Source organism: Aquincola tertiaricarbonis, assembly GCF_000969605.1.
GTDB lineage: Bacteria > Pseudomonadota > Gammaproteobacteria > Burkholderiales > Burkholderiaceae_C > Aquincola > Aquincola tertiaricarbonis.
In genome coordinates, this window is sequence record NZ_JZUE01000007.1 from 123551 (window position 1) to 148440 (window position 24890).

Here is a 24890-nt window from a genome sequence, read left to right on the forward strand (position 1 = left end):
CGCCGAACCCTGCCGCGTCGGCGCCCGAACGACATCTCCAAGTGCGCCATGCAGTTTCGGTGTGCGTCGGCATGGTGATCGGCGCCGGCATCTTCAAGACCTCCCCGATGGTGGCCAGCAGCCTGGCCAGCGACCAGGCGCTGTACCTGGCCTGGGCGCTGGGCGGCCTGCTGTCCTTCATCGGCGCACTGTGCTTCGCGGAACTGGCCGCCGCCTTTCCGCATGCGGGCGGCGACTACCACTTCCTGCGGCTGGCCTTCGGGCAACGCACCGGCTTCCTGTTCGCGTGGTCGCGCTTCGCGGTCATCCACACCGGCTCGATGGCGCTGCTGGCCTTCGTCTTCGGCGACTACCTCAGCCAGGTCGTCCGGCTGGACCCCTGGCTGGGCCCGGCGCTGGGTGCGTATGCGCCGGCGCTGTTCGCCGCCGCGGTGATCGTGGCGCTCACGCTGCTCAACCTGCGCGGGGTGCATGTGGGCCTGGGCACGCAGGTGGGCCTGATGCTGCTGGTGATCGGTGGACTGCTGGCCCTGGGCGTGGCCGCTGCCTGGTTGATGCTGCAGGGCCTGCCGCCGGCCACGCCGATGGCCGCGCCGGAACGTGCTGGCCAGGTCGAGATCGGCACCGCCTTCGTGTTCGTGTTCCTGGCCTATGGCGGCTGGAGCGATGCCGCCACGCTCTCGGCCGAGATGCGAGACGGCCGCCGCGGCATCGTGCATGCGCTGATGCTGGGCCTGGCCACCGTGACGCTGCTGTACCTGCTGGCCAACTTCGCCTACCTGCGCGGCCTGGGCCTGGAAGGCCTGGCCCACAGCCAGGCCCCGGCTGCGGAGCTGATGCGGCTGGCCTTCGGCGCCCCTGGCGAACTGCTGATCGTGGCCGCGGTGGCCCTCACCTCCATCACGGTGATGAACGCGACGCTGATCGCCGGCGCCCGCACGACCTGGGCCGCTGCACGGGACCTGCAGCAGGCGCAGTGGCTGGGCGGTGGCCTGGGCGCGCGGCTGGCTCGCTGGGACCTGTCGCGCGGCATTCCGCCCGCCGCCATCGCGGCCATCGGCACCGTGGCCGTGGCGCTGGTGGGGCTGGGCACCGTGACCCGCGGCGGCTTCTCCACGATGGTGGACTACCTGTCGCCGGTGTACTGGGGCTTTCTCACGCTGAGCGCAGCCAGCGTGCTGGTGCTGCGGCGCCGGCTGCCGCAGGCGCCCCGGCCCTTCAAGGTGCCGCTGTATCCGTGGCTGCCGCTGCTGTTCTGCGGCTGCAGCGGCTACCTGCTGGTGTCGAGCCTGCTGTATGTGAAGGCCGGTGCGCTGGTCGGCGTGGCCGTGCTGGCGGTGGGCGCGATGGTGCTGGTGCCGCGTCGCCGCTGAACGCGGCTCACAACGCAAAAGGGCCGATGCTTTCGCATCGGCCCTCTTTTCGATTTGGTGCCCAGGAGAGGACTCGAACCTCCACGGAGTTACCCGCTAGTACCTGAAACTAGTGCGTCTACCAATTCCGCCACCTGGGCATTTCAGGGCCGCGACTGTAGCACGACAAACTGCGCATTCGGGGACCGTGTGCGCAACTTGTCTAGACAAGCAGCCCCTCATAAAAAACCCCGGAGTGTTTGCACCTTCCGGGGCTTTCATGTCTTGGTGGCCAAGGGCGGAATCGAACCACCGACACGCGGATTTTCAATCCGCTGCTCTACCAACTGAGCTACTTGGCCAAGACTGACGAGTATAGCGTGGAAAAAGAATCGCGCAACTCTTGTGCTCGTTCAAAGCGCATTGCGCTTGTTGCGGCTGAGGTCCACGCCCAGCTGTTTGAGCTTGCGGTACAGGTGCGTGCGCTCCAGCCCCGTCTTCTCGGCCACGCGGGTCATGCTGCCGTTTTCCTTGGCCAGGTGGAACTCGAAGTAGCTCTTCTCGAAGGCGTCGCGCGCCTCGCGCAGCGGCCGGTCGAGGTCGAAGGACTGCTCGCTCTGCGGTCCCAGCTGCAGCGGCTGCGCAGGAGGCAGGCCGAGGCCGCCGGTCATCGCCGACTCCACCGTCAACCCACCATCGCCGCGCATCGGCAGGCCGCCATGGCCGGTGCCTTCCAGGCCGCGCGGCGCGGGCTTGGCCAGGCCGGCTTCGACCGCCCGCAACAGCTTCTGCAGCGTGATGGGCTTTTCCAGGAAGGCCATCGCGCCGTACTTGGTGGCTTCCACCGCAGTGTCGATGGTGCCGTGTCCGCTCATCATGATGACGGGCATGGTGAGCTGCGACGTGCTGCCCCACTCCTTCAGCAGCGTGATGCCGTCGACATCGGGCATCCAGATGTCGAGCAGCACCAGGTCGGGACGCCGGCGCTCCCGGGCGGCGCGCGCCTGGGCAGCGTTCTCGGCGAGCTCTACGGTATGACCTTCGTCGGTCAGGATCTCAGACAACAGGGCACGGATGCCGAGTTCGTCGTCAACAACAAGTATTGTGGCCATGATCCTCAGTGCGCCAGGGGAGGAGAACCGGCCACCACCACGGTGGCGGCGGCAGCGGGTACGGCGGCGAGGTTCGAAAATGATAACGAAACTTGCGCGCCTGCCGATTGAGCCAATTCGCTCAAGCCGGCTACTGCATCCGTTCTATTGCCGATGCGCACACGTGCCCCATGCTCGTCGGCAATCTTCTTCACCACCGCAAGGCCCAGGCCCGTGCCCTTGCTCTTGGTGGTGACGTAGGGCTCGAAGGCGCGCTTGAGCACCTTGTCGGCGAACCCCGGCCCGTTGTCCAGCACCTTCAACCGCACCGCACGCACGTCGCCGTTGTCGTTACGCACGGCCTCGGTGACCACGTCCACGTGCCCGTCGGCCGCCTCGTCGACCGCGTCCAGCGCGTTCTGCACCAGGTTGTGCACCACCTGCCGCAACTGCGAAGCGTCGCCGATGATGGCTGGCAGTCCGCTGGCGCAATGCGCCGTCAGGCGGCCCTGCTCGGCCTGCGCACCATACAACGCCAGCACCTCGCCGACCAGTTCGTTGATGTTGAGCGGACCGAGCTTGGCGGCCGGCAGGCGGGCGTAGTCGCGGAACTCATTGACCAGCTGCTTCATCGCCTGCACCTGGGCCACGATGGTGCCTACCGAGCGCACCAGCATCGCCTGGTCGGTGCCCTCGAGCTTGCTTTCCAGCTTGTGCTGCAGCCGCTCGGCCGACAGCTGGATGGGCGTGAGCGGGTTCTTGATCTCGTGCGCCAGCCGGCGCGCCACCTCGGCCCAGGCGGCCGAGCGCTGGGCCGAGACCACGTCGGTGATGTCGTCGAACACCATCAGCCGGGCGTCGTTGGGCAGCACGGCGCCGCGCACCAGCAACGTCAGCGTGTCGCGCTCGGGCACCGTGGGCACCAGGTCGAACGAATCCTGCCAATGGTCGCGCTCGCCGGCTTCGGGGCTGGAGCGGTGCAGCTCGAAGCGCTGCCACACGCTCATCGCGAAGGCCTCCAGCCCCGGCACCTGCTCCAGCCGCTGGCCCACGTGGGCCGACAGCGGCAGCTTCATGATGCGGGTGGCGCCAGGGTTCACGCTCTCGATGCGGCGTTCACGGTCGAACACCACGACGCCGGCGGTCAGGCTGTCCAGGATGGTCTGCAGGTGGGTGCGTGCGCTTTCCAGCTGCGCCACGCCGCGCTGCACCTGCTCACGCGCCTGGCCGAGCTGCTCGGTCATGTCGGCGAAGCTGCGGGTGAGCCCGCCCAGCTCGTCGCTGGCGCTGGACACCGGCTTGGCCGTGAGGTCGCCCTGCGCCACCTGCTTCACGCCCTCGGCCAGCAGCAGCAGCGGCCGCGCCAGCTGGGTGCCCAGCAGGCCGGCCAGCAGCACCGCACCGAACACGGCCAGGATGAGCGCCAGCGTCAGCGTGCCGATGTACATCTTGCGCAGGCCGTCGCGTGACAGCGCGCGCTGCTGGTACTCGCGGTAGGCGCTCTGCACCGCCAGCGCATTGGTGGCCAGCGAGGTGGGCACCGCCTGCACCACCAGCAGGAAACGGTCTTCGCCGGCCAGGGTGATGTCGTTGTTGGGCACCAGGGCCAGCGCCCGCACGCGGGCCCGGGGCGCGGCGCCGGGCGTGGGTTCGTCGTCCAGCCCCTCCAGCTGGCTGGCCGCGCGCAGCAGGCGCGCCTGGCGTATCTGCTGGGCGGTGGGTCGCTCCGGCGCGATGGAGGCACCGGCGGTGCCACCGGCAGCCACCAGGCTCTGGCCGCTGCCATTGAGCAGCGCCACCTGCTCCGCGCCCAGCTGCTCCCGCAGGCGTTCCAGCTGCAGGGTGTCGGGCTGCAGCCGCGTCTCGGCCATGCGATCGGCGGCGGCGCGGGTGCGGTTGCCCAGGTCCACCACCAGCGCATCCAGCGTGCTGCGGCCCAGGTTGAGGCCGGCGTCCAGCGCGCCTTCCACCTTGGCGTCGAACCAGGCCTCGATGCTGCGCGAGACGAACTGGTAGCTGACCGTGTAGATCAGCACCCCCGGCACCACGCCCACCAGGGCGAAGATGCCGGCCAGCTTGAACAGCAGCCGGCTGCCGAACTTGCCGCGCCGCAGCCGCACCACCAGCCGCAGCGCCGCCAGCAGCACCACCAGCGCCAGCATCGCCGCCACCGTGACGTTCACCCAGAACAGCCAGACGAAGTTGCGCTCGTAGAAGATGCGGCTGTCGGTGGTGAGGGCCAGCACGAAGCTGAGCACCAGCGCCACGCCGACGAAGGCGACCAGCGACACCAGCCAGGCCCAGCGGACAGACTTGCTCATCGGTGCCTCACTGCGGCTCGATCCGCACCGTGCGCTCCACCTGCAGCGTCCACTCGGCCAGGCTGCCGATGCCGATCTGCATCGGGCGGGGCAGCTGCCCGGTGTCCAGGCGGAAACTGAAATCGACGTACGCCGGCTGGTCGGCTTCGAGCCGCGCCGCATCGGCAATCGGCCAGGTGCCCGCGCGCGAGATCGCAGCCAGCGCATCGGACAAGGAGGTGTACGACTGGTGCAGCCCGCCCTGGGTGACGCGCCAGCTGGCCGTCAGCGGCTGGTACGACAGCCGCCATGAGCGCGTGGCGCGGCCGACCCGCTCGTCACGCCAGTACCAGCGGGGACGGTAGGTGGTGGCCTGGGCCTCGAAGTAGATGGGCACGCCGCGCTGCAGCGCTTCGTCCACCACGCGGGGCAGCTGCAGGCGCACGGCGTAGTCCAGCACCAGGCCGCTGTCGGCCTTGCGCACTTCCAGTTCCAGCAGGTCGACGCCCTGCGCCCAGGAGGCGATGCAGGTGGCAGCAAACAGCCATGCCGTCAGCAGGGAGCGGACCTTCCAGCAGCGGGTCACGACGGTTCGGATCAATCAGGGCTTGTGCAAGAGGGCGTAGTAGAAGCCGTCGGACACCACGGCCTCGCCGGGATTGTCGGGCACCGGCAGCAGGTGGCCCGGCGATGCCGGCGCCAGCTGCACCGCGGCGGTGCCCTGCCGTTGCAAAAACGCATCGGTCTGCTGGCTGCCCTCGGCCCGGAACACCGAACACGTTGCAAACAGCAACCGACCGCCCGGCGCCAGCAGCGGCCACAGCGCATCCAGCATCTGCGCCTGCACCTTGGCCAGCGCCATGATGTCCTCGGCCCGGCGCAGCCAGCGGATGTCGGGGTGGCGGCGCACGATGCCCGAGGCACTGCAGGGCGCATCGAGCAGGATGGCATCGAACGGACGGCCGTCCCACCAGGCGCGCGGGTCGCGGGCGTCGGCGGCGGCCACCTGCGCCTTGAGCTGCAGGCGGTTCAGCGTTTCCTGCACGCGGCCCAGGCGGGTGGGGTCGCTGTCGATGGCCAGCAGGTCGAGGTCGGCCAGCTCCAGCAGGTGGGCCGTCTTGCCGCCCGGGGCGGCACAGGCGTCGAGCACCCGTGCGCCGGCAGGCAGCGGCGGCAGCGTGCCGTCGCCATGCACCAGCAGCGGCGCGGCGCGCTGGGCGGCGGCGTCCTGCACCGAGACCTCGCCCTCGGCGAAGCCGGGCAGCTGCTGTACCGGGCTGGGCTCGGCCAGCACCAGCGTCTGCGGCCCCAGCACGGTGGCGGCGCGGCCCTGCGCGGCCAGCCGATGGGCATAGGCCTCGGCGCTGCCGCGGCGGGCGTTGACCCGCAGCGTCATCGGCGGGCGGCGGTTGGCGGCCTGCAGGATGGGCTGCCACTGCGACGGCCAGTCCTGCTTGATGCGGTCGATCCACCACAGCGGATGGTTGAAGGCGCCCACCGGGTCGTGCGTGGCGGCGGCCACCAGCGCGGCGCGCTCGCGCAGGAAGCGGCGCAGCACGGCGTTGATGAAGCCTGCCGCGGCGGGCGTGCGGTGGTGGGCCGCGGCCACCGCCTGGTCGACCAGCGTGTGGTCGTTGTAGGGCGGCGCATCGCTGGGCCACAGCAGCGCCAGCGCGGTGACCAGCAGCGCATCCACCTTGGGCGGCGGCGTCTTCGGCGCCACCGCCTCGCGCACCTTCACCGCGCCGCCCAGCCAGCGCAACGCATGGAAGCTCAGGGCCTGCGTGCCGGCGCGGGCATCGGCTGGCACGCGGGCGATCACGTCGGTGAGGGACTTGCCGCTGCGCACGGCCATCACGGCATCGGCCGTGTGATCGAGCAGGCGGGATAGCGGCAGGGCGTGCGGGGTCATCGGGGCAGTCTACCCAGGGGCCGAGGCTGTAACAGACAATGCCTCGAACCCGACGAGGGCCGGAGCACCGAATGAGCATGTCACGCAGCATCCCCAAGATCCTTCCCAGCGAGGACGACCTCGCGCGCCTGCCGGCCTCCGAGCGCATCCGCTACCGGCTGATCGGCGCCGACTGCCGCTACCACGCCAACGACAACATCTCGGCCCATGTGCGCCCGGGCGAGATCGAGGAACTGAAGGCGGAGGTGACGGCCAAGATGCAGGAGGTGCTGTCGTCGCTGGTGATCGACACCGAGAGCGACCACAACACCAACGAGACCGCCCGCCGCGTGGCCAAGATGTTCATCGACGAGGTGTTCCGCGGCCGCTACGTGCCGATTCCGCCGGTGACCGAGTTCCCCAACTTCTCGCGCCTGAACGAGCTGATGATCGTGGGCCCGGTGAAGGTGCGCAGCGCCTGCTCGCACCACCTGTGCCCCATCCTGGGCAAGGTGTGGATCGGCATCCTGCCCAACGAACATTCCAACCTGATCGGCCTGAGCAAGTACGCCCGCATCTGCGACTGGATCATGAGCCGGCCGCAGATCCAGGAAGAGGCGGTGACGATGCTGGCCGACGAATTGCAGGACCGCGTGAAGCCCGACGGCCTGGCCATCGTGATGGAGGCCGACCACTTCTGCATGCACTGGCGCGGGGTAAAGGACGACGAGTCGATGATGACCAACTCGGTGATGCGCGGTGCCTTCCTCAAGGACTCGACGCTGCGCCGCGAGTTCCTGTCGCTGCTGTCGAAGAAGAACCTCGGCTGACCGCACCCTACCCCCGGAGAACACGATGCTGGTACGCCTCATGTATGCAAGCCGCGCGTCGGCGTCGCTCGACCAGGAAGAGCTGCACACGCTGCTGCGCCAATGCAAGGCCGAGAACCCCAAGCACGGCATCACCGGCGTGCTGTGCCTGTCGCAGGGCATCTTCATGCAGGTGCTGGAGGGCGGGCGCATGGCCGTCAACCAGCTCTACAACCGCATCGCGGCCGACAGCCGCCACACCGACGTGGTGCTGCTCGACTACGCCGAGATCCGCGAGCGCCGCTTCGCCGGCTGGGCGATGGGCCAGGTGAACCTGCAGCGGCTCAATCCGGCCATCCTGCTGAAGTATTCGGAGACGCCCACGCTCGATCCGTATTCGGTGTCGGGGCAGGTGTCGATGGCATTGTTCGAAGAGCTGGTGGCCACCGCTTCCATCATGGGCGAGCGCGGCTGAGCTACAACGGCCCGACGTCCTCGAAGCCGTAGAGCTTGACCAGCAGCCGCGTTGGCCACTGGTGCGCGGCCAGGTTGCAGGCCAGCACCGCATCGTTGAACAGCTGGCGGCCGAAGGCCAGGCGCTGCTCGGCCTCGCGCAGGTCGGCCAGCCACAGCGGCACGTCGTCGCGTGCCTTGAGCGCGGTGTCGTGGTCGGCCAGGGCGCGCACGCGCACCAGCGCCGCCGCCAACTGACGGTCGGCCTGCACCAGCCGCTCCGCCGCAGTGGCCAGCACCGGCTTGGCCCGCATCGCGTCGGCCGCCAGGCTCACCTGCAGCTGCGCGGCATTCACCGCCTCGATGGCGCCCTGCTCGCCGGGCCAGGCTTCGGCCAGCACCGGCATCAGCAGCGCCAGCACCTCCTTGCGCCGGCGCAGCGGCTCGTCCACCTGCAGCCACGACTGCACCACCTTGTTGCGCAGCGCCACGATGCGGTTGTAGGCCCCCACCATCCAGAAGATGAGGATGGCTGCCGTGGCCAGCAGCGTCAGCTCGCGCGTGGTCAGCATCCGGCGGCTGCCAGGTACTCCGCATGGCCGCGGGCGCGCAGCTCGCACGCCGGGCAGTGGCCACAGCCGTAGCCCCAGGCATGGCGCCGGGTGCGGTCGCCGAGGTAGCAGGTATGGGTGTGCTCGACGATCAGCGCTTCGAGCGCATCGCCGCCCAGCTGGTGGCTCAGCGCCCAGGTCTGGGCCTTGGTGAGGAACATCAGCGGCGTCTCCACCGTCATCGGCGCATCCATGCCCAGCGACAGCGCCACCTGCAGCGCCTTGAGGGTGTTGTCTCGGCAATCGGGGTAGCCGGAATAGTCCGTCTCGCACATGCCGCCCACCAGCACGCTGGCGCCGCGCCGGTAGGCCAGCGCGGCCGCGAAGGTGAGGAACAGCAGGTTGCGGCCGGGCACGAAGGTGTTGGGCAGGCCGCTGGCGGCCATCTCGATCTGCCGCGCGTCGGTCAATGCGGTGTCGGAGATCTGGCCCAGCAGACGCAGGTCCAGCAGGTGGTCTTCGCCCAGGCGCGCGCCCCAGGCCGGGAACTGGCTGCGCAGCTGCTGCAGCACCTGCAGCCGGCATTGCAGCTCCACCGCATGGCGCTGGCCGTAGTCGAAGCCGATGGTCTCCACCCGGGCATACCGCTGCAGCGCCCAGGCCAGGCAGGCGGTGGAATCCTGCCCGCCCGAAAAGAGCACCAGGGCTGATGAGTGAGCTTGCATGATGCGCAAAGCATAGCGGCGGCCTGCGGCCCCCTACGTCTGAACACATTCCGCGCGCGGGAGCGGGCGGGCCGCGCCGGTAAACTCCGGGTCTTTCCCGACACCCCACCCATGGCCGTCGCTGCCCCGCCGAACTCTCCCGACATCTTCGACCTGCGCAGCGCCGCATTGACGCTGGTGGCGGTCGTGCTGAAGACCGCCGACCTCACCGTGCTGGCCCGGGAGCTGGACGCCCGCAGCGCCGACAACCCCGGCCTGTTCGACAACGACCCCGTGGCGGTGGACCTGAGCGCCGTGCGCGACGAGCACGAGCCGATCGACTTCGCGCTGCTGGTGGCCCTGCTGCGGCAGCACCGCATGATGCCGGTGGCCGCCAAGGGCGGCACGCCCGAGCAGATGGCCGCCGCGCTGGCCGCCGGCCTGGTGGAAGCGCCCGACTTCGCGCCGCCCGCCCGTGCGCCGCGCGCCGCGCCCGTGCCGGTCCCCGCGCCTGTGCCCGAACCCGCAGCCGCCGCACCGGCCCCCGAGCCCGAAGTGCGCGAGGTGATCCGCGAGGTCATCCATGAAGTGGAAGTGGTGCGCGAAGTGCGCGTGCCCGGCGAGGCGCCCGCCACCATGGTGATCGACAAGCCGTTGCGATCGGGCCAGCAGGTGTACGCCCGCGGCTGCGACCTCATCGTGCTGGCCGCGGTGAACTTCGGCGCCGAGGTCATCGCCGACGGCCACATCCATGTCTATGCGCCGTTGCGCGGCCGGGCCCTGGCCGGCGCGCGCGGCAACACCGAAGCCCGCATCTTCACCACCTGCATGGAGGCGCAACTGGTCTCCGTGGCAGGCATCTACCGCACCACCGACGTGCCGCTGCCGGCGGACATCGTCGGCCAGCCGGCCCAGGTGCGGCTCGAGGGCGAAAAGCTCGTCATCGAACGCCTGGGCGCCTGATGCGCCCGCGCCGCTGACGCCACCGTACGCAAGCAAGTCTGCACAAGAAAGGACAAGCCACCGATGGCCAGAATCATCGTCGTCACCTCCGGCAAGGGAGGTGTGGGCAAGACCACCACCAGCGCCAGCTTTTCCTCCGGCCTGGCCCTGGCGGGCCACAAGACGGCCGTCATCGACTTCGACGTCGGCCTGCGCAACCTCGACCTCATCATGGGCTGCGAGCGGCGCGTGGTGTACGACCTGATCAACGTCATCCAGGGCGAAGCCAACCTGAACCAGGCGCTGATCAAGGACAAGCAGTGCGACAACCTGTTCGTGCTGGCTGCCTCGCAGACGCGCGACAAGGAAGCGCTGACGCAGGAAGGCGTCGAGAAGGTGCTGAAGGACCTGTCGGAGATGGGCTTCGAGTACATCGTGTGCGACAGCCCGGCCGGCATCGAGACGGGCGCCATGATGGCCATGCACTACGCCGACGAGGCCGTGGTGGTGACCAACCCCGAGGTGTCCTCGGTGCGCGACTCCGACCGCATCCTGGGCATGCTCAGCAGCAAGACCAAGCGCGCCATCGACGGCCAGGAGCCGGTGAAGGAGCACCTGCTGATCACCCGCTACAACCCCTCGCGGGTGGAAGGCGGGCAGATGCTGTCGCTGAACGACATCCAGGAGATCCTGCGCATCAAGCTGATCGGCGTGATCCCGGAATCGGAGTCGGTGCTCGATGCGTCCAACCAGGGCGTGCCGGCGATCCACCTGAAGGGCAGCGACGTGTCCGAGGCCTACCAGGACGTGGTGGCCCGCTTCCTGGGCGAGGACCGGCCGATGCGCTTCATCGACGCCGAGAAGCCCGGCTTCTTCAAGCGGCTGTTCGGTGGGAGGTAAGCCGATGTCTTTCCTTTCCTTCCTGCTCGGGGAAAAGAAGAAGACCGCCAGCGTCGCCAAGGAGCGGCTGCAGATCATCCTGGCCCACGAGCGCAGCGGCGACGGCCCGCCGCGGGCCGACTACCTGCCCGCCCTGCAGCGCGAACTGGTGGCTGTGATCTCCAAGTACGTGGCCATCTCGCCGGACGACATCAAGGTGCATCTGGAGAAGCAGGATGACCTGGAGGTGCTGGAAGTCAAGATTGAGCTGCCGGACGCGGCGCGCTGATGCCGCGCGGCGCAACCGCGCGCCGCTGACCGTCCGCCTGCCGCGTGCCTTGCGGCCGGCGGGCCATTCACCTACTTCTATAACGCCTGCGCCGACACCAACACGCTGCGGTCGCGCGGCCGCACCAGGCAGATGTGGCGCTGCAGCCCGAGCCACGCCAGCCGCCGCGTGAGCACACCCGGCGCCTGGAAGTGGAACAGCGTGAGCTACGGCACCACGCTGATGCCGATGCCGGCGCGCACCATCCCCATCACCGTGGCGAGCTGGTCCACCTCCATCACCACGTGTCGCGCACGTTTCGGCGTGCGGCAGTACCTGGAGGCAGCCACGCCACGGTAGTAGCGTCGTCCGCAGACGATGCAATGTAGAAGTGCTCGCTGCAGAGGGGCTAGGCCACCAGCTCGGGCGGGTAGGCTTGCGTGGCGGCCAGCGCGAAGTCGGCCTCGCCGTGGCGCACGCGCTCGATGCAGGGCTTGGACAGCACGTCGGACACCCGAAGCTGAACGCCGGGATGGCCGTCCTGCAAGCCCGCTCGCACCTGCCGCGCCAGCCTGTCGCCAGGGAAGGCACCTGACTGGCGCCTACACGACCGACACTCCCCACCTCGCCGCCGGCGACACCCGGCCTTCGCTGGAAGCGCTCTACGCCATCACTCAAGCCGGCTGGTTGGCTGCGGTCAGCGCCGCCGCGGACGGGCTGGTGGCGCAGCGGCTGCAGCTACTTCGGGCGGCGGCGCCGCAGGTGCGGCAGGCAGCGGGGAGTTGGGTATTGCCGTAGTTGCAGCCGCTCGCTGTTGGCCGCATGACACGGCCAACGGCTGACTCGACGACGAAGACTTGGCCTGCAGACGCAGCGCTGCGAGGATGCGGCCCCGCGGCAAGACAACCTCGACATGCCGCGACGGCCGATGCTCGTTCCCAGATTGGCGACCGCCCTGGGCAACGACCATGCAGACCAAACTCACTCGACTGGAATCGATTCGCGGCTTTGCGGCACTCTACGTGTTTGCGGGGCACTATCTCCTTCACCGCGTGCTGACCAAGTCCGGGCCGCTCGCCCTGCCGTTCCGCTTCGGGCAGGAGGCCGTCATTGCCTTCTTTCTTATCTCAGGCTTCGTCATCCAGCATTCGTTTGCACAGCGGCCGCCGACAAGCTTCCTTTCCTACCTGGCACGTCGGGCGCGGCGCATCTATCCCATCTACCTGCTGGCGCTGGCTGTGTCGTTCGCCTTGGGCGAGCCGCCGACAGGGCGCGCTGCAGACGCAGCATGGCAGTGGGCGGGCAACCTGCTGATGCTCCAGGACTTCGCCTCCGGCAAGCCGGGCGTGTGGGTGTCCCCGCTCGGCGGCAATGCATCGCTGTGGTCCTTGTCGTACGAGTGGTGGTTCTATGTACTGTTCTTTCCGGTCGCCACGCTCCTGCCCAGCCGCCTGCAACTGCACGGCGTCGCGCTGCTGTCGTTGCTCGGATTCGCCTCGTACCAATGGATGCCCAATCAGGCTTCCCTGTTCGCGACCTACTTCGTCGTCTGGTGGGCCGGAGTCGAACTGGCGAAGACCTATGCAACGGACGGGCGCATTACGCTGGCTTCGCAACGAGGGCTGCTGCTGTACCTTGCAGGCTTTGCGCTGCTGCTTGCCGTGCCCTGCGCTGCGCAGCGACTCCGAGGTGAGTCCTTGTCCTTTGGCGAGCACCCGGTGCTGGAACTGCGTCACTTTCTGGCTGCGCTGGTCATCGTGGCCGCAGCGATCGTCTGGTCGAAGTACCGCTGGCGCTTCTTCGACCAGACGCTCGGCCCCTTTACGGCCTTGGCACCGCTGTCGTATGGGCTTTATGTCTTCCATTACCCCGTGGCGGTGTCGGCCACCTGGCTGGACGGGGTGAGCGCGCCATGGCTAGCAGGCGTGGCCTATGTACTGACCGCGCTTGGACTGGCAGCGTGGGCCGAGGGACCGTTCCAAGCCTGGGTAAATCGCAGATTCAGGCGCCTGCGCTCTCACAATGCAACGCCTCCACCGTCGAAGTGATGATAATGCGAGTAAATTCATCACATTGACGTTCGACATGGCTGTGGCAACCTTCACGCTCTCGTCCAATCGCCGCTTCGCCGCGGTCCGGTGACGACCGCAGTCCGCGCGCGGCTGGCGCGTGGCATCGGTGCCAATGCCTTCGGGCAGGCGCTGTCCATTGCCATCCAGCTCGCCTCCCTGCCGCTGTTCCTCGGCCGTTGGGATCTGCCGACCTACGGCATCTGGCTGATGCTGTCTGCACTGCCCGGCTATCTCTCGATGGCCGATGCCGGCATGGTGACCGCAGCCGGCAACCGGATGACCATGGCCGTCGGCCGTGGCGACGTGGCGCAGGCGCGCACGGTGTTCCACAGCGCAACGGTGTTCGTCACCGGCGTGTGCGTAGCAGCAGGTGCGCTGTTGGCGGCGGGCCTGGCCTGGCTGCCGCTGCCTGGCCTGTTGCAGCCGCCCGGCGCGGCCCTGGCCGTCGGTTGCCTCGGTGCCGGGGTGCTGGTGGCCTTCTGGGGCGGGCTTGCGCATCAGCTGGTCCGAGCCACAGGCCGCAACGCGCAGGGCGAGATGGCCACGCATCTCGTGCGGCTGGCCGAATGGCTGGGGCAGCTCGGCGGCCTGTTCACCTTCGGCTCGCTGCTGTCGACGGCACTGGGCGGACTGTTGATGCGGGTGGTGGGTACCGCCATTGCGGCGCGCCTGGCGCGGCGCGGCAGCGGCAGCATCGACTGGGGCTTCGCCCGGGCCGACGCGGCCGTGCTGCGTGGCCTGTGGCGGCCCGCGGCCGGCTTCATGCTGATTCCCGCGGCCAACGCCTTGAGCCTCCAGGGCATGACGCTGCTGGTCGGTCACCTGCTCGGCCCGGCAGCGGTGGCCGTGTTCAACACCTACCGCACGCTGGCCCGCGTGGTGGTGCAGGCCACCTCCGCCTTCAGCTTCGCGCTGTGGCCTGAGTTCGCACGGGCCTACGGGGCCGAGGGTGCGCGGGGCGTGGCACCGCTGTACCACCGCGCCCGCCGCACCGGCCTGTGGATCGCAGCCGTCGCCGTGGCGGCCGTCGGGCTCGGCAGCCCGTGGCTGCTGGCACTGTGGACGCACGGCAAGATCGAGTTCTTGCTGGCGCCGATGGGCGCGATGCTGGCCTACGCCACCGTGGCCAGCGCCACGCACGTGCCGCGCGTGCTGCTGCTGTCCACCAGCCGGCACGAGGGGCTGGTGTGGGCGGGCATCGCCAGCGCGGTGGCGGGCCTGCTGGTGGCCAGCCAGCTGACGTCATGGTCAGGCCTGCTCGGTGCCGCCCTGGCCATGGCCTTGGCCGATGCGCTCACGGGCGCCGCCGCACTCCGCGGCGCTGATCGCCTGCTGCGGGAGCCGGCCGCGTGAAGATCCTGTACCTCGGCCCGCGCAGCGGCACCTGCCTGGACCGGGCGCGCGCCTACGAACGTCTGGGTCACGAAGTGCAGCACCTCGACCTACGGTCCCTGCTGCCCGCTTCGCCTTGGCTCGACCGTGCCGCCTGGCGCTTCGGCGGCCGTTGGCTGGGCCGCCTTCTCTGCAGTGCGTTGGCGCACCGGCTCGCAGGGCAGCGCTATGCGCTGTGCCACGTCGACGGCGGTGCGCTCGCCGGGCCACAGGTGCTGCGGCTGCTGCGCAGCCATGCCGACGTGCTCGTGAACTACAACATCGACGACCCGTTCGGCGGCCGCGACGGGCGCCGCTTTGCTGCCTATCTGCACGGGCTGCCGTTCTATGACCTGGCGGTGGTGATGCGAACGGCCAACGTGGCCGAGGCGCAGGCGCACGGCGCGCGGCGTGTGCTGCGGGTGTTCATGTCCGCGGACGAGGTGAGCCATGCACCGCGGCAGCCGACACCCGCCCAGCAGCAGACATGGCGCAGCGACGTGCTGTTCGTCGGCACCTGGATGCCGGAACGCGGGCCCTTCCTCGCCGGGCTGCTGGCGCAAGGCGTGCCGCTATCGATCCGGGGTGCCCACTGGCAGAAGGCGCCGGAATGGCCGCTGCTTCAACCGCATTGGCGGGGCGGGCCGATCGTGGGCGACGACTACGCGCTCGCGCTGCAATGCGCGCGGGTAAACCTCGGCCTGTTGTCGGTGGGCAACCGGGATGAACACACGACCCGTTCCGTCGAAGTGCCCGCTCTCGGCGGACTGCTCTGTGCCCAGCGCACGCCCGAGCATGCGGCGCTATACCGCGACGGTGTCGAGGCCTTGCTGTGGTCGGATGCCGCAGAGTGCGCCCGGCATTGCCGCCAGGCGCTGCAGGACGAGGCCTGGGCCGCACGCATCGCCGCCGCCGGCCGACGGCGCGCCAAGGCCAACGGCCACTTCAACGAGACGGTGCTGCTGCGCATCCTCGATGCGGTGGGCCTGCCGGCCGCGCCGGCGTTGGCGGACACATGACAAGCAGCGGACGCCACGCACCCGTCCTGCCGCTGGCCTGGCTCATGCTGGTCGTCGGGCAGGCCTTGGCCACCTGGACGTGGGAAGCCGCGGCCTGTGCGCTGATGGCCGCGGCCGGCGCAGGCATCGGCCTTCGGCACGCGCTGTCGCCACGGTTGCTGCGGCTGGCGCCGGTGTCCAGCCTGAGCCTGGCGGGCTACAGCACCTTCCACTTCGTCCTGCCGCCGCTGGTGACGGCGATGGAAGGGCAGCCGCTCACCACGCACCTGGAACGGCCGACCGACGTGCTGCTGCATGCACTGGTGTGCCTGCTGGCGCTGATCGTGTCGCACCGCGTCTATCTGGGCAGCGGCCTGCTGCAGGCAGCCCGGCAGACCCTGTGCGGGCGCCTGTATGGACCGCTAGGCCTGTTCCGCATGCCGCCGCCGGCACACCTCTTCGCCATGGGTGCAATGGGGCTGCTGGCCGCCGCGTGGCTGACCTTCACCCTCGGTGCAGCCCAGCTCCACGAGGCGGAGTCCGGCATCGTCACCAAGCTGATGCAGGGCCTGTACCCGCTCGCCTGGGTGCCGCTGGCGCTGATGGTGCAGCCACTCGTCGACCGCCGACCCATGCCGCCTGGCCAGTGGCCTGTGCTGCTGCTGTACGCGCTGGCGGTGGCCCTGGTAGGTCTGGGCCGCAACAGTCGGTCGGCCGTGCTGATCGGCTTCGTTTCCATCGGCATCGCTTGGGCCTACCTGGCACTGATCGATCCGCAACGCAGGGCCAGCGCCTTCTCGACTCGGCGCCTCGTGCTGGCGGCGGTGGTGGTGTGGGTGGCCGGCGGCCCGCTGGCCGATTTGGCCACGAGCATGGTGATCGCGCGGGAAGAACGCGCTGAGGTCAGTGCCTTGCAGGTGATCCAGACGACCACGTCGGTATTTCTCGACAAGGAACGCATCCGCAGCTTCCGTGCCGCCGAGGGCGGCTCCAGCAACGAATTCTGGGACGAACGCTACGTCGACAACGTGTTCGCCAGCCGGCTGTGCAACCTGCGCTTCGCGGATGCGACGCTGGTGCTGGCGCACGAGTTGGATGCGGCGCAATCCGCCTCGCTGCGGTCGCTGGAATGGCAGCGCGTGGTCGGGCTGCTGCCGCGGCCGATCCTGGAGCAGGTGTCGCCCGAGACGGACAAGGACTTCGTCAACTCGGGCTCGGGCGGCGACCTTCTCTTGTTCGTGGCCACCAATGCACCTCGGGCGATGGGCGGCTTTCGCACGGGGTCGATCTTCGCCAGCGGCTATGGGCAGTTCGGCTGGTTCTACGTGCCGCTGCTGATGCTGCTGGCGCTGTTCACCTTCACCCTGGTGGACGCCTTGACGCGCCGGGTCGCCGACCCCGCGGCGCCAGGCGGATGGAGCCCCGTCTTCAGCCCGATGCTGGTGGTGTCGCTCTTCACCTGGTGCTACTACTTCACCAGCGCCGCCACCGGTGCCGAATCGATGTCGGAACTGCTGGCCTACCTGGTGCGCGGCTGGGTGCAGGACGCGCTCGTCTACGCCACGGTGTTCTGGCTGTCCGCCGCGCTGGTGATGGTCGGCGGGCTGGGCAGGAAGGCGCCCACATGAAGATCGTGCTTTTCGCGCACCCCGAGTTCATGCCGTCGCGCAGCATGCCGCGCTTCGCGGCGCTGCTGCACTCGGAGCTGTCGGCGCGCGGCCATGAGGTCAGCCTCTGGCGGCCCGCGGCCCGGCTGCAGGCCCGGGCTCGAGGGCTGGGGTCTGCGGCGGCCAAGTGGGCCGGCTACTTTGACCAGTACCTGCTGTTTCCGCGATGGGTGCGCCGAGCGGTGGAGCGCCAGCCGGCGGACACGCTGTTCGTGTTCTGCGACCAGGCCCTGGGCCCGTGGGTGCCGCTGGTGGCGCATCGGCCGCACGTGGTGCACGTGCATGACCTGCTGGCGCTGCGCTCGGCCCTGGGACTGATGCCCGAGAACCCGGTGGGCCTGACCGGCCGCGTCTACCAGCGCTTCATCCGGCGCGGCTTCAGGCAGGCGCAGCACTTCATCAGCATCTCGCACAAGACCCGCGTCGACCTCCATGCCCACGCCGTGGCACACGCCGTCACCTCGGCGGTGGTGCACAACGGCATGAACCACCCGTACCGTCGCATGGCCGCAGCATCCGCCGCCACGCTGCTGCGGCAGGCGGGCGCAGTGGTCGACGAACGAGGCTTCCTGCTGCACGTGAGCGCCGGCCAGTTCTACAAGAACGTGCCCGGCGTCATCGCGCTGTATGCCGAGCATGCGCGGTCGGCGGCCCGTCCGCTGCCGCTGGTGCTCGTCGGCCATCACCGCCAGCCCGCGGTGCAGTCGGCGATCGCCGCGCTGCCAGCCTCGGCGCGCGTGGTGCGGCTGCACGACATCGACAACGAGACGATGCGCGCCTGCTATTCGGCCGCCAGCGCGTTCCTGTTTCCCAGCCTGGAGGAAGGCTTCGGCTGGCCGATCGTCGAGGCGCTGGCCTGCGGTTGCCCGGTGATCACCACCGACGCGCCGCCGATGAACGAGGTGGGCGGATCGGCCGCGTTCTACATCCCGCGGCTGCCCGCCGGTGCCGGGCTGGGCGCCTGGGCCGCCGCCGCGGCACCCGTGCTCGAACGGGTGCTGGCGCTGCAGGGGCCTGCCCTTGATGCTTGGCGCGACGACGCCGCCGCCTGGTGCATGCGGTTCGAGGCCGCGCGCGCCATCGAAGGCTACCTGCAGGTGTATAGCCAAGTGTTGAAGCAGGCCGCCGCATGAAGCCGGCGAGTCGCCCCACCCGCTGGCGGCCTGCGGCTGCAGCGCTTTGCGTCGGGCTGCTGGCCTGCCTGGGCGTGGCCCCCGCCCCGGCTGGGCAGGTCGCCGATCCGATCAACGACCGGGCCGCACAGGCGTTGGCGGCCGAGCCCGCCCAGCCCGAGCGCGTGCATCCAAAATTCCGCGCCTTCGAAGTCCTGCGGCGCACGGCGGTGTCCGGCTGCGCGGCCGCGGCCGACGCGGTGTCGCTGGCCAAGCCGACCGCCCGCCACCCCGACGACCCAGCGGAATCCGCGGGCACCGAACTTCTTGCCTTGCCTGCGCTCGTGCGGCTGCTCTTGCAGTTCCCGCAGTGCATCGACGAGCCGATGGCGCAGGCGATGCAGCGCGCCCTCGCTGCGCCACAGGACCGCTTGGCGCACGGCACCCTCAACCACGCCATCATGCGGGTGGCCTCCTGGTACCTGATCGCGCAGCGCTTTCCGCAGGCCACGTGGCCGGACGCGCGGGGGGAGCGTCGCAGCTCGCAAGAGCTGATGGCCGCCATCCAACAGCTGCTGCAAAGGCGCACGGCGCAGTTCTTCGCGGCCGGCCACACCGAGTGGTTGTCGCCCACCTATGCGGTGGTGAACCTGCTGCCGCTGCTGAACCTGATCGACTTCGCCGACGATGCGCAGGTGCGCGCCAATGCCCAGGCGCAGGCAGCGCTTCTGGTGGCCGTGCTGCGCGCCGCCTCGTTCCACGGCACGCTGCTGCCGCCGCTCAACCGGCTGAACCACGACCAGCGCAACGCGCCCGGCGACGGCACCGACACGCCCGCCGCGACGCAGGCGCTGCTGTGGCTGTACTTCGGCGAGCCGGCCAGCGGCTCGGCGGACCTGGCCAACCGCAACGAACCGGCCTTCGTCACCATCGCAGCACTGTCGCGCTGGCGCCCGCCTGCGGCACTGTTCGATCCGGCCGGCCGCGGCGGCCATGCGGTACGGATGCGCACGCCGGCCTTCTCCCGCTGGGACGACGCGACCACCACCGAACTGCTGGGCGACGGCTACATCGACGAGGCCTATGCCCTGGGCACCGGCAACGTCGTGTTCCGGCCCAACACCTATGCCGACCATCTGCAGAGCTTTGCGCTGCTGCTGAAGTCGAGCTCCCGGCACAACGCCATCGAGTGCCGCCACCCGTTCTTCCGCAGCGATGCAGGTGATGGCGTCTGGGGCACCGATCGCTGGTCGCCGTTCCAGCAGACGCACCGCATCGACGGCCGCACCGGGGTGATGCTGTTCCGCATCCCACGGGCCGACCCCTGGCCAGGCGACCCGGCCAGCCGCTTCTTTGCGCCGCGCAGCCGGCACGCCGGAGCGCTGGTCGCCGGCTTCCAGTGCCGCGTGCCGCGCAGCTTCGCCCGGGTCCAGATCGAACCGCATTGGATTTTCGTTCGGCAGGGCGAGGTGGATGTGGCCATCGGCTTGCCGGTCGGGCGCTTCGAGATCGACGCGTCGGCCGACCCGCCGTGGCACCACGTGGCCAGGGTGCAGGCCCGCAGCGCCGCCCTGGTGTTCCTGGTGCGCAAGACGGCGCGCGGCGACAGCTTCCGCGCCTTCCAGGCCTGGGCGCGGCAGCGCATGCCGAAGTTCGACCCAGCCACGACCCGGGTGGTGCACACCACGCTGGAGGGACGTCGGGTCGCGGTGCAGTTCGACTTGCAGTCCTTGCCCGATGGACGGGTGGCCTCGATCCCGCGGGTGGAAGTGGACGGCAAGTCCGCGCCCCCGCCGCCGCAGGCACCCTTGCTGTCGGATCCCGTGACCCTTGCGGACGGTGTGCTGCGCCTCGTGCGTGCCGATGGCCGAAGCGTGTACATCCAGCCGCCCTCGGCAACCGCTCATCCATGAAGATCCTCCGCATCATCTCCACCATGAACCCGCGCGGCGGCGGGCCGTCGGAGGGCATCCGGCAGGTCTCGCAGGCGTTGGCACGGATGGGCCACACGAGCGAGTGCCTGACCAGTGACGATCCCTCTGCGCCGTGGTTGGCGGGGCAGCCGGTGCGCATCCACGCGGTGGGGCGGCGCATGCCGGTGGGCTATGCGCACAACCCGGCCATCGGCACGTGGCTGCGCGCCCATGCGCAGGACTACGACGCCTTCGTCATCAGCGGCCTGTGGCAGCACCACTCGGTCGCGGCGCGCGCTGCGCTGCGGGCGCTGGGGCGCGAGTACTTCGTCTTCACCCACGGCATGCTGGACCCCTGGTTCAAGCAGGCCTATCCGCGCAAGCACCTCAAGAAGTGGCTGTACTGGCCCTGGGGCGACTACCGCGTGCTGCGCGATGCTCGCGCGGTGCTGTTCACCAGCGAAGAAGAACGGCTGCGTGCGCGGCAGTCGTTCTGGCTGTACCGCGCGCGCGAGCGTGTGGTGGCCTACGGCACGCGCACGCCGCCGCGCTGGGACGAGTCGCCGGGCCAGGCCGCCTTCCTGGAGGCGCACCCTGGCCTGCGCGGCAAGCGGGTGATGCTGTTCCTCAGCCGCATCCAGCAGAAGAAGGGTTGCGACCTGCTGATCGACGCCTTCGCACAGGTGGCGCGCACCAACGCCGACCTGCGGCTGGTGATGGCCGGCCCCGACCAGGCCGCCTGGCGCGCCGCGCTGCAGCAGCGGGCTGCGGCGCTGGGCATCGCCGACCGCATCGTGTGGCCGGGCATGCTGCAGGGCGACCTGAAGTGGGGCGCCTTCCACGCAGCCGAGGCGTTCGTGCTGCCTTCGCACCAGGAGAACTTCGGGATCGCCGTGGCTGAGGCACTGGGCTGTGGCGTGCCGGTGCTGATCTCCGACAAAGTGAACATCTGGCGCGAGATCGAGGCCGATGGCGCCGGCCTGGTCGCGCCCGACACCGCCGAGGGCACGGCGCAGCTGCTGCAGCGCTGGCTTGCGTTGTCGTCGGCCGAGCGCGCGGCGATGCGGGACCGCGCCCGCGGCTGCTTCGCGCAGCGCTTCACCGTGGAGGCGATGGCCGACAGCCTGCTGTCGGTGCTGCAGCATGGCTGACGAGCGCATCCTGCAGGGCGTGGACCCCACTACGCAGCCCTCGTTCACGCTGCGCAACCGCTGCGCTCGGGCGGTATGGAACATGGCGTGGTTGCTGCTGTTCCGGCCCTCGCCAAGGCCGCTGCATGCGTGGCGTGCGTTGCTGTTGCGGCTGTTCGGCGCGCGGCTGGGGCGTCATGTCCACGTGTACCCATCGGTGCGCATCTGGGCGCCGTGGCTGCTGCAGGTGGGTGAGCACAGCGGCATCGCCGATGGCGTGACGCTCTACAACATGGGCGGCATCCGCATCGGGCCGCGCTGCGTGGTCTCGCAGGGCGCGCACCTGTGCGGCGGCTCGCACGACTACCAGCAGCCCAGCTTCCAGCTCGTGGCCGCGCCCATCGAGCTGCAGGCCGAGGTGTGGGTGTGCGCCGAAGCCTTCGTGTCCGCCGGCGTGACCGTGCCGGCCGGCTGCGTGGTGGCCGCCCGCAGCGTGGTCACCCGCACCGTGGCCGAGCCGTGGACGGTGCTGGCCGGCGTGCCGGCACGCGTGGTCGGTCGGCGCGACCCGCGGGCCTCGCGGCTCGCTTCCTCCGTTCCAACGCCAACGCCTTCGCACTCGCGCTGAACCATGTCCGTTTCCATCCTCATCCTCACCAAGAACGAACAGCAGGATCTGCCGGGCTGCCTGGCCTCGGTCGCCTGGAGCGACGACGTGCACGTGTACGACTCCATGAGCACCGACCGCACGCTGGAGATCGCCCGCGCCTTCGGCGCGACCGTCACCCAACGGCCGTTCGACAACTGGGCTGCGCATCAGAACTGGGGCCTGCAACACATCGCCTTCAAGCATGACTGGGTGTTCTACATCGACGCGGACGAGCGCATGACCGACGAGCTGCGCGAGGCCGTGCTGCAGGCGGTGCAGGCGCCGGGCGAGCATGTGGCCTTCCGCGTGCAGCGCCGTGACTTCTTCATGCAGACATGGCTGCGCCATGTGCAGGCGTCCGCCTTCTATCTGCGACTCTTCCGGCCGGCCCGCATGCGTTATGAAAGGCTGGTCAATCCCGTGTCCATTCCCGACGGACCCGTGGCCACGATCGGCGGCTACCTCGATCACCATCCCTTCAGCAAGGGCGTGACGCATTGGCTCGAGCGGCACAACGCCTACAGCACCTTCGAGGCGCGCCAGATCCTGGACAACCGGCACGTGGGCGCGGCGTTCTCGGTGCGCAAGGCATTGTGGTGCCGCGACTTCCATGAGCGCCGCTACCACCAGAAGGAGCTGTTCTACCGGCTGCCGCTGCGCCCGCTGGTGAAGTTCCTGCTGCTGTATCTGGTCAAGCGCGGTTTCCTGGACGGCCGCGCAGGGCTCACGTACGCCGCGCTGCAGTCGATCTACGAATACATGATCGTGCTGAAGGTGCGCGAGTCGCGTTAGGGCTCACGACGCAGGCAGGGTCGCTCAGCCGGGCGTCTGTGTCCTGGCGTCGGCGTCTTCCTCGATCAAGGCGTGAGCGGGCAGAGGTGAAACACCCGTCAGATGCTCCAAGCGCTGCCTGAACCGGCCCAGCGCGGCGCGAGCGCCCAAGTGCTGCTCAGCATGCAGCCGGGCGGCTGCGCCGAGCCGCGCACGCCGCGCCGCATCGGCGGCCAGCCCCTCCACCGCCCCCGCGAACGCCGGCGCATCGTCCGGCGACACCACCACCCCGCACCCCGCCACCACCTCGGCCACTTCGCTGCCGGGGCGCGCGTTCGTCACCACCGGCCGGCCGCTGGACAGCATGGCGGTGAGCTTCGACGGCATCACCAGGTCGGCCACACCGGGGTCCTGCGGCAGCAGGTGGATGTCGGCCATGCCCAGCAGGTCGGGCAGGCGCTCCTTCGGTTGCAGCGGCAGCAGTCGCATGTTGGGCAGCTCACGCGCCGCGGCTTCCATGTCGGGCTTCATCTGGCCGTCGCCACACACCACGAACACCAGGTTCGGGCAGCGCTGGCGCAGCAGGCGGGCCGCCAGGGGAATCAGGTGCAGCCCCTGCTTGGCGCCCAGGGTGCCGGAGAACAGCGCCACCACCGCGTCGGGCGGCAGCTGCAGCTCCGCCCGGTATGGGCTGGCCCCGCCCAGCGGCTTGACGCTGTCCACGTCCACCCAGTTGGGGAACAGCACGGCCCGGTCGGGCGCCACGCCTTTTTCCACCGCGCGCCCGACCATGCGACGCGAGATGGAAGACACCACGTCGAACCGGCGCATCAGCCAGCGTTCGGCCGAAAGCACCAGGCTACGCACCAGCCGCCCGCGCAGCAGGCCCATATCGAAGGCCACGTCCACCTCATAGTCCTGGATGTGCAGCCATGCGCGCGCACCCGCCAACCGCGCGGTGAGCAGCGCCGCCGGCGTGCAGGCAAAAGCTGGCGCGGCCACCCACACCACGTCCGGCTTCCAGCATGCCTGCCGCAGCATGGTGGGCAGAGAGCTGAGCGCGAAGCTCAGCAGATGCAGCACCCGCTTGGAGCCATTGGGCCGCGCCGGCACCCATAGCGGGCAGCGCCACACCTGCACGCCATCCATCGTCTCCACGCTGCGGCCGCGGCCGGCGTGGCTGTCGGCCACCCGCCAAGCGGGGTAATACGGCGGAGCCGCCACCACCCGCACCTCGTGACCCTGCGTGGCCAGCCACGTGGCCATCTCGCCGGTGTACTTGCCGATGCCCGTGGGCTCCGGTGCGTAGTTGATGCCGTAGATCAGGATCTTCAAAAGTGCTCCGAGCCCTCTAACCAGGGGGGTTTGGCCTCGTCCAGGCCATTCGCACGACACGGCGCCGTGCGATGTGATAGAGAATGCCACCAATCGATTGCAATGGTAACAATTTCACACTGTCGATTGAAGTGATCGTGAAGAATGGCAAGGTTCGGTGGTAAGGCATCGCAGTCAAATCCGCATAATTGACCACTATCACTTCGCGGTGTTACCTTGCTCGGGTCATTTGCTGCCGCAGGAGCGCATCCATGAAAGCAAGCACATCCCTGTTCGTGATCGCCGCGGCCCTGTTCGGGGCGTCCGTCGCCGCCCACGCCGCTACGCCAGTGCGCGTGGTGCCGCTGGCGCCGGTGGCCACCTCGGTCGTCTCGCCCAGCGCCCCGCCCAACGTCACACCCACCCGGCCGCCGCGTGTGCCGCCCACCCGTCCGCCCCGCACGCCGCCCAGCCGGCGCTGATCGCCGGCCCGCCCACCTCATGGATCGGCGCCTCACCAGGCGCCGTTTTTTTCTGCCTGCCGCCGGCAGGGGGCGTGCGCCCCACACCAGCTTGAGATGTTGACTGCGACGCCCATCCAGGCGGCCACTTCGCCCGCACGGCACCGCCCTGGCGCCACTGCTGCGCACGGG

Annotated in this window: 25 protein-coding genes and 2 tRNA genes; 17 read left to right on the forward strand and 10 right to left on the reverse strand. The window is 69.6% G+C overall.

The window, feature by feature from the left end; all coding sequences use genetic code 11:
- The first annotated feature begins 41 nt into the window (after window positions 1-41).
- A complete protein-coding gene (locus VO99_RS10425) occupies window positions 42-1373 on the forward strand; it encodes an APC family permease (RefSeq protein ID WP_198156912.1) in 1332 nt (443 codons plus the stop codon).
- Between the two features lie 55 nt (window positions 1374-1428).
- Here VO99_RS10425 and VO99_RS10430 read toward each other — a convergent pair.
- The 6 genes from VO99_RS10430 to rsmB form a co-directional block, all read right to left on the reverse strand.
- Window positions 1429-1513, reverse strand: a tRNA-Leu gene (locus tag VO99_RS10430).
- Between the two features lie 125 nt (window positions 1514-1638).
- A tRNA-Phe gene (locus VO99_RS10435) sits at window positions 1639-1714 on the reverse strand.
- Between the two features lie 51 nt (window positions 1715-1765).
- Window positions 1766-2464, reverse strand: a complete 699-nt coding sequence (locus tag VO99_RS10440) for a response regulator (RefSeq protein WP_046112787.1) — start codon at window positions 2462-2464, stop codon at window positions 1766-1768.
- 5 nt (window positions 2465-2469) lie between these two features.
- Entirely contained in the window at window positions 2470-4764 is a 2295-nt protein-coding gene (locus VO99_RS10445) for a sensor histidine kinase (RefSeq protein WP_046112788.1), read from the reverse strand.
- A gap of 7 nt (window positions 4765-4771) precedes the next feature.
- Window positions 4772-5344, reverse strand: a complete 573-nt coding sequence (locus tag VO99_RS10450) for a DUF4390 domain-containing protein (RefSeq protein ID WP_052736243.1) — start codon at window positions 5342-5344, stop codon at window positions 4772-4774.
- On the reverse strand, window positions 5345-6655 hold the full coding sequence (gene rsmB / locus VO99_RS10455) for a 16S rRNA (cytosine(967)-C(5))-methyltransferase RsmB (RefSeq protein WP_046112789.1): 1311 nt from the start codon (window positions 6653-6655) through the stop codon (window positions 5345-5347).
- 77 nt (window positions 6656-6732) lie between these two features.
- Here rsmB and folE point away from each other — a divergent pair, with 77 nt between their 5' ends.
- Both folE and VO99_RS10465 read left to right on the forward strand, forming a co-directional pair.
- On the forward strand, window positions 6733-7464 hold the full coding sequence (folE, locus tag VO99_RS10460) for a GTP cyclohydrolase I (RefSeq protein WP_232315336.1): 732 nt from the start codon (window positions 6733-6735) through the stop codon (window positions 7462-7464).
- 25 nt (window positions 7465-7489) lie between these two features.
- On the forward strand, window positions 7490-7918 hold the full coding sequence (locus tag VO99_RS10465) for a BLUF domain-containing protein (RefSeq protein ID WP_046112791.1): 429 nt from the start codon (window positions 7490-7492) through the stop codon (window positions 7916-7918).
- Window position 7919: 1 nt separating this feature from the next.
- On the opposite strand, the gene VO99_RS10470 is transcribed toward VO99_RS10465, so the two are convergent.
- Together VO99_RS10470 and queC are read right to left on the reverse strand one after the other, a co-directional pair.
- Window positions 7920-8468, reverse strand: a complete 549-nt coding sequence (locus tag VO99_RS10470) for a LemA family protein (RefSeq protein ID WP_052736244.1) — start codon at window positions 8466-8468, stop codon at window positions 7920-7922.
- A complete protein-coding gene (gene queC, locus VO99_RS10475) occupies window positions 8462-9172 on the reverse strand; it encodes a 7-cyano-7-deazaguanine synthase QueC (RefSeq protein ID WP_046112916.1) in 711 nt (236 codons plus the stop codon). The genes VO99_RS10470 and queC overlap by 7 nt, the downstream gene beginning before the upstream one ends.
- Window positions 9173-9283: 111 nt before the next feature.
- On the opposite strand from queC, the gene minC reads away from it, so the two are divergent.
- From minC to VO99_RS28750, 4 genes are all read left to right on the forward strand, one after another.
- Window positions 9284-10114: a septum site-determining protein MinC gene (gene minC, locus VO99_RS10480; protein WP_046112792.1), complete on the forward strand. Its 831-nt coding sequence runs from the start codon at window positions 9284-9286 to the stop codon at window positions 10112-10114.
- Between the two features lie 63 nt (window positions 10115-10177).
- The gene (minD, locus tag VO99_RS10485; protein ID WP_046112793.1) at window positions 10178-10993 is read left to right on the forward strand and encodes a septum site-determining protein MinD; all 816 of its coding nucleotides are present in this window, start codon (window positions 10178-10180) and stop codon (window positions 10991-10993) included.
- A 4-nt stretch (window positions 10994-10997) separates the two neighbouring features.
- Complete coding sequence (minE, locus tag VO99_RS10490; RefSeq protein WP_046112794.1) at window positions 10998-11261, forward strand: cell division topological specificity factor MinE; 264 nt, start codon at window positions 10998-11000, stop codon at window positions 11259-11261.
- A gap of 168 nt (window positions 11262-11429) precedes the next feature.
- On the forward strand, window positions 11430-11600 hold the full coding sequence (locus VO99_RS28750; protein WP_157039522.1) for a hypothetical protein: 171 nt from the start codon (window positions 11430-11432) through the stop codon (window positions 11598-11600).
- 49 nt (window positions 11601-11649) lie between these two features.
- Here the strand turns inward: VO99_RS28750 and VO99_RS30210 are convergent, their stop codons facing one another.
- The gene (locus VO99_RS30210; RefSeq protein ID WP_198156913.1) at window positions 11650-11799 is read right to left on the reverse strand and encodes a hypothetical protein; all 150 of its coding nucleotides are present in this window, start codon (window positions 11797-11799) and stop codon (window positions 11650-11652) included.
- 409 nt (window positions 11800-12208) lie between these two features.
- On the opposite strand from VO99_RS30210, the gene VO99_RS28755 reads away from it, so the two are divergent.
- The 9 genes from VO99_RS28755 to VO99_RS10540 all read left to right on the forward strand — a co-directional run bounded on the left by VO99_RS28755 (window position 12209) and on the right by VO99_RS10540 (window position 22944).
- Complete coding sequence (locus tag VO99_RS28755; protein ID WP_198156914.1) at window positions 12209-13288, forward strand: acyltransferase family protein; 1080 nt, start codon at window positions 12209-12211, stop codon at window positions 13286-13288.
- Window positions 13289-13378: 90 nt separating this feature from the next.
- The gene (locus VO99_RS10505; protein WP_046112795.1) at window positions 13379-14665 is read left to right on the forward strand and encodes a lipopolysaccharide biosynthesis protein; all 1287 of its coding nucleotides are present in this window, start codon (window positions 13379-13381) and stop codon (window positions 14663-14665) included.
- Window positions 14662-15702, forward strand: a complete 1041-nt coding sequence (locus tag VO99_RS10510) for a CgeB family protein (protein WP_046112796.1) — start codon at window positions 14662-14664, stop codon at window positions 15700-15702. The genes VO99_RS10505 and VO99_RS10510 overlap by 4 nt, the downstream gene beginning before the upstream one ends.
- Complete coding sequence (locus tag VO99_RS10515) at window positions 15699-17309, forward strand: hypothetical protein (protein ID WP_046112797.1); 1611 nt, start codon at window positions 15699-15701, stop codon at window positions 17307-17309. Before VO99_RS10510 ends, VO99_RS10515 begins: the two co-directional genes overlap by 4 nt.
- Entirely contained in the window at window positions 17306-18481 is a 1176-nt protein-coding gene (locus tag VO99_RS10520) for a glycosyltransferase (RefSeq protein ID WP_046112798.1), read from the forward strand. Before VO99_RS10515 ends, VO99_RS10520 begins: the two co-directional genes overlap by 4 nt.
- On the forward strand, window positions 18478-20373 hold the full coding sequence (locus VO99_RS10525) for a hypothetical protein (RefSeq protein WP_157039524.1): 1896 nt from the start codon (window positions 18478-18480) through the stop codon (window positions 20371-20373). The genes VO99_RS10520 and VO99_RS10525 overlap by 4 nt, the downstream gene beginning before the upstream one ends.
- The gene (locus VO99_RS10530; RefSeq protein ID WP_046112800.1) at window positions 20370-21524 is read left to right on the forward strand and encodes a glycosyltransferase; all 1155 of its coding nucleotides are present in this window, start codon (window positions 20370-20372) and stop codon (window positions 21522-21524) included. Before VO99_RS10525 ends, VO99_RS10530 begins: the two co-directional genes overlap by 4 nt.
- Window positions 21517-22131 carry an LbetaH domain-containing protein gene (locus VO99_RS10535; RefSeq protein WP_046112801.1) on the forward strand — a complete coding sequence of 205 codons (615 nt, stop codon included), beginning with the start codon at window positions 21517-21519 and terminating at the stop codon, window positions 22129-22131. The genes VO99_RS10530 and VO99_RS10535 overlap by 8 nt, the downstream gene beginning before the upstream one ends.
- A gap of 3 nt (window positions 22132-22134) precedes the next feature.
- Window positions 22135-22944 carry a glycosyltransferase family 2 protein gene (locus VO99_RS10540; protein ID WP_046112802.1) on the forward strand — a complete coding sequence of 270 codons (810 nt, stop codon included), beginning with the start codon at window positions 22135-22137 and terminating at the stop codon, window positions 22942-22944.
- A 24-nt stretch (window positions 22945-22968) separates the two neighbouring features.
- Here the strand turns inward: VO99_RS10540 and VO99_RS10545 are convergent, their stop codons facing one another.
- Window positions 22969-24258 (reverse strand): glycosyltransferase WbuB, encoded by a 1290-nt coding sequence (locus tag VO99_RS10545; protein WP_083440501.1) that lies wholly within the window; start codon window positions 24256-24258, stop codon window positions 22969-22971.
- 251 nt (window positions 24259-24509) lie between these two features.
- Between VO99_RS10545 and VO99_RS30215 the strand changes: the two genes are divergently transcribed.
- The gene (locus tag VO99_RS30215; protein WP_157039525.1) at window positions 24510-24719 is read left to right on the forward strand and encodes a hypothetical protein; all 210 of its coding nucleotides are present in this window, start codon (window positions 24510-24512) and stop codon (window positions 24717-24719) included.
- Window positions 24720-24890 lie beyond the last annotated feature (171 nt).

Excerpts from the sequence above, each read along its gene's own strand:
- minD (WP_046112793.1), top strand. The coding sequence starts at position 10,178 with ATGGCCAGAATCATCGTCGTCACCTCCGGCAAGGGAGGTGTGGGCAAG.
- VO99_RS10445 (WP_046112788.1), bottom strand. The coding sequence starts at position 4,764 with ATGAGCAAGTCTGTCCGCTGGGCCTGGCTGGTGTCGCTGGTCGCCTTC.
- VO99_RS10530 (WP_046112800.1), top strand. The coding sequence starts at position 20,370 with ATGAAGATCCTCCGCATCATCTCCACCATGAACCCGCGCGGCGGCGGG.
- VO99_RS28755 (WP_198156914.1), top strand. The coding sequence starts at position 12,209 with ATGCAGACCAAACTCACTCGACTGGAATCGATTCGCGGCTTTGCGGCA.
- VO99_RS10520 (WP_046112798.1), top strand. The coding sequence starts at position 17,306 with ATGAAGATCGTGCTTTTCGCGCACCCCGAGTTCATGCCGTCGCGCAGC.
- VO99_RS10540 (WP_046112802.1), top strand. The coding sequence starts at position 22,135 with ATGTCCGTTTCCATCCTCATCCTCACCAAGAACGAACAGCAGGATCTG.
- minC (WP_046112792.1), top strand. The coding sequence starts at position 9,284 with ATGGCCGTCGCTGCCCCGCCGAACTCTCCCGACATCTTCGACCTGCGC.
- folE (WP_232315336.1), top strand. The coding sequence starts at position 6,733 with ATGTCACGCAGCATCCCCAAGATCCTTCCCAGCGAGGACGACCTCGCG.
- VO99_RS10535 (WP_046112801.1), top strand. The coding sequence starts at position 21,517 with ATGGCTGACGAGCGCATCCTGCAGGGCGTGGACCCCACTACGCAGCCC.
- VO99_RS10470 (WP_052736244.1), bottom strand. The coding sequence starts at position 8,468 with ATGCTGACCACGCGCGAGCTGACGCTGCTGGCCACGGCAGCCATCCTC.
- rsmB (WP_046112789.1), bottom strand. The coding sequence starts at position 6,655 with ATGACCCCGCACGCCCTGCCGCTATCCCGCCTGCTCGATCACACGGCC.
- minE (WP_046112794.1), top strand. The coding sequence starts at position 10,998 with ATGTCTTTCCTTTCCTTCCTGCTCGGGGAAAAGAAGAAGACCGCCAGC.
- VO99_RS10525 (WP_157039524.1), top strand. The coding sequence starts at position 18,478 with ATGAAGCCGGCGAGTCGCCCCACCCGCTGGCGGCCTGCGGCTGCAGCG.
- VO99_RS10515 (WP_046112797.1), top strand. The coding sequence starts at position 15,699 with ATGACAAGCAGCGGACGCCACGCACCCGTCCTGCCGCTGGCCTGGCTC.
- VO99_RS30215 (WP_157039525.1), top strand. The coding sequence starts at position 24,510 with ATGAAAGCAAGCACATCCCTGTTCGTGATCGCCGCGGCCCTGTTCGGG.
- VO99_RS10440 (WP_046112787.1), bottom strand. The coding sequence starts at position 2,464 with ATGGCCACAATACTTGTTGTTGACGACGAACTCGGCATCCGTGCCCTG.
- queC (WP_046112916.1), bottom strand. The coding sequence starts at position 9,172 with ATGCAAGCTCACTCATCAGCCCTGGTGCTCTTTTCGGGCGGGCAGGAT.
- VO99_RS10465 (WP_046112791.1), top strand. The coding sequence starts at position 7,490 with ATGCTGGTACGCCTCATGTATGCAAGCCGCGCGTCGGCGTCGCTCGAC.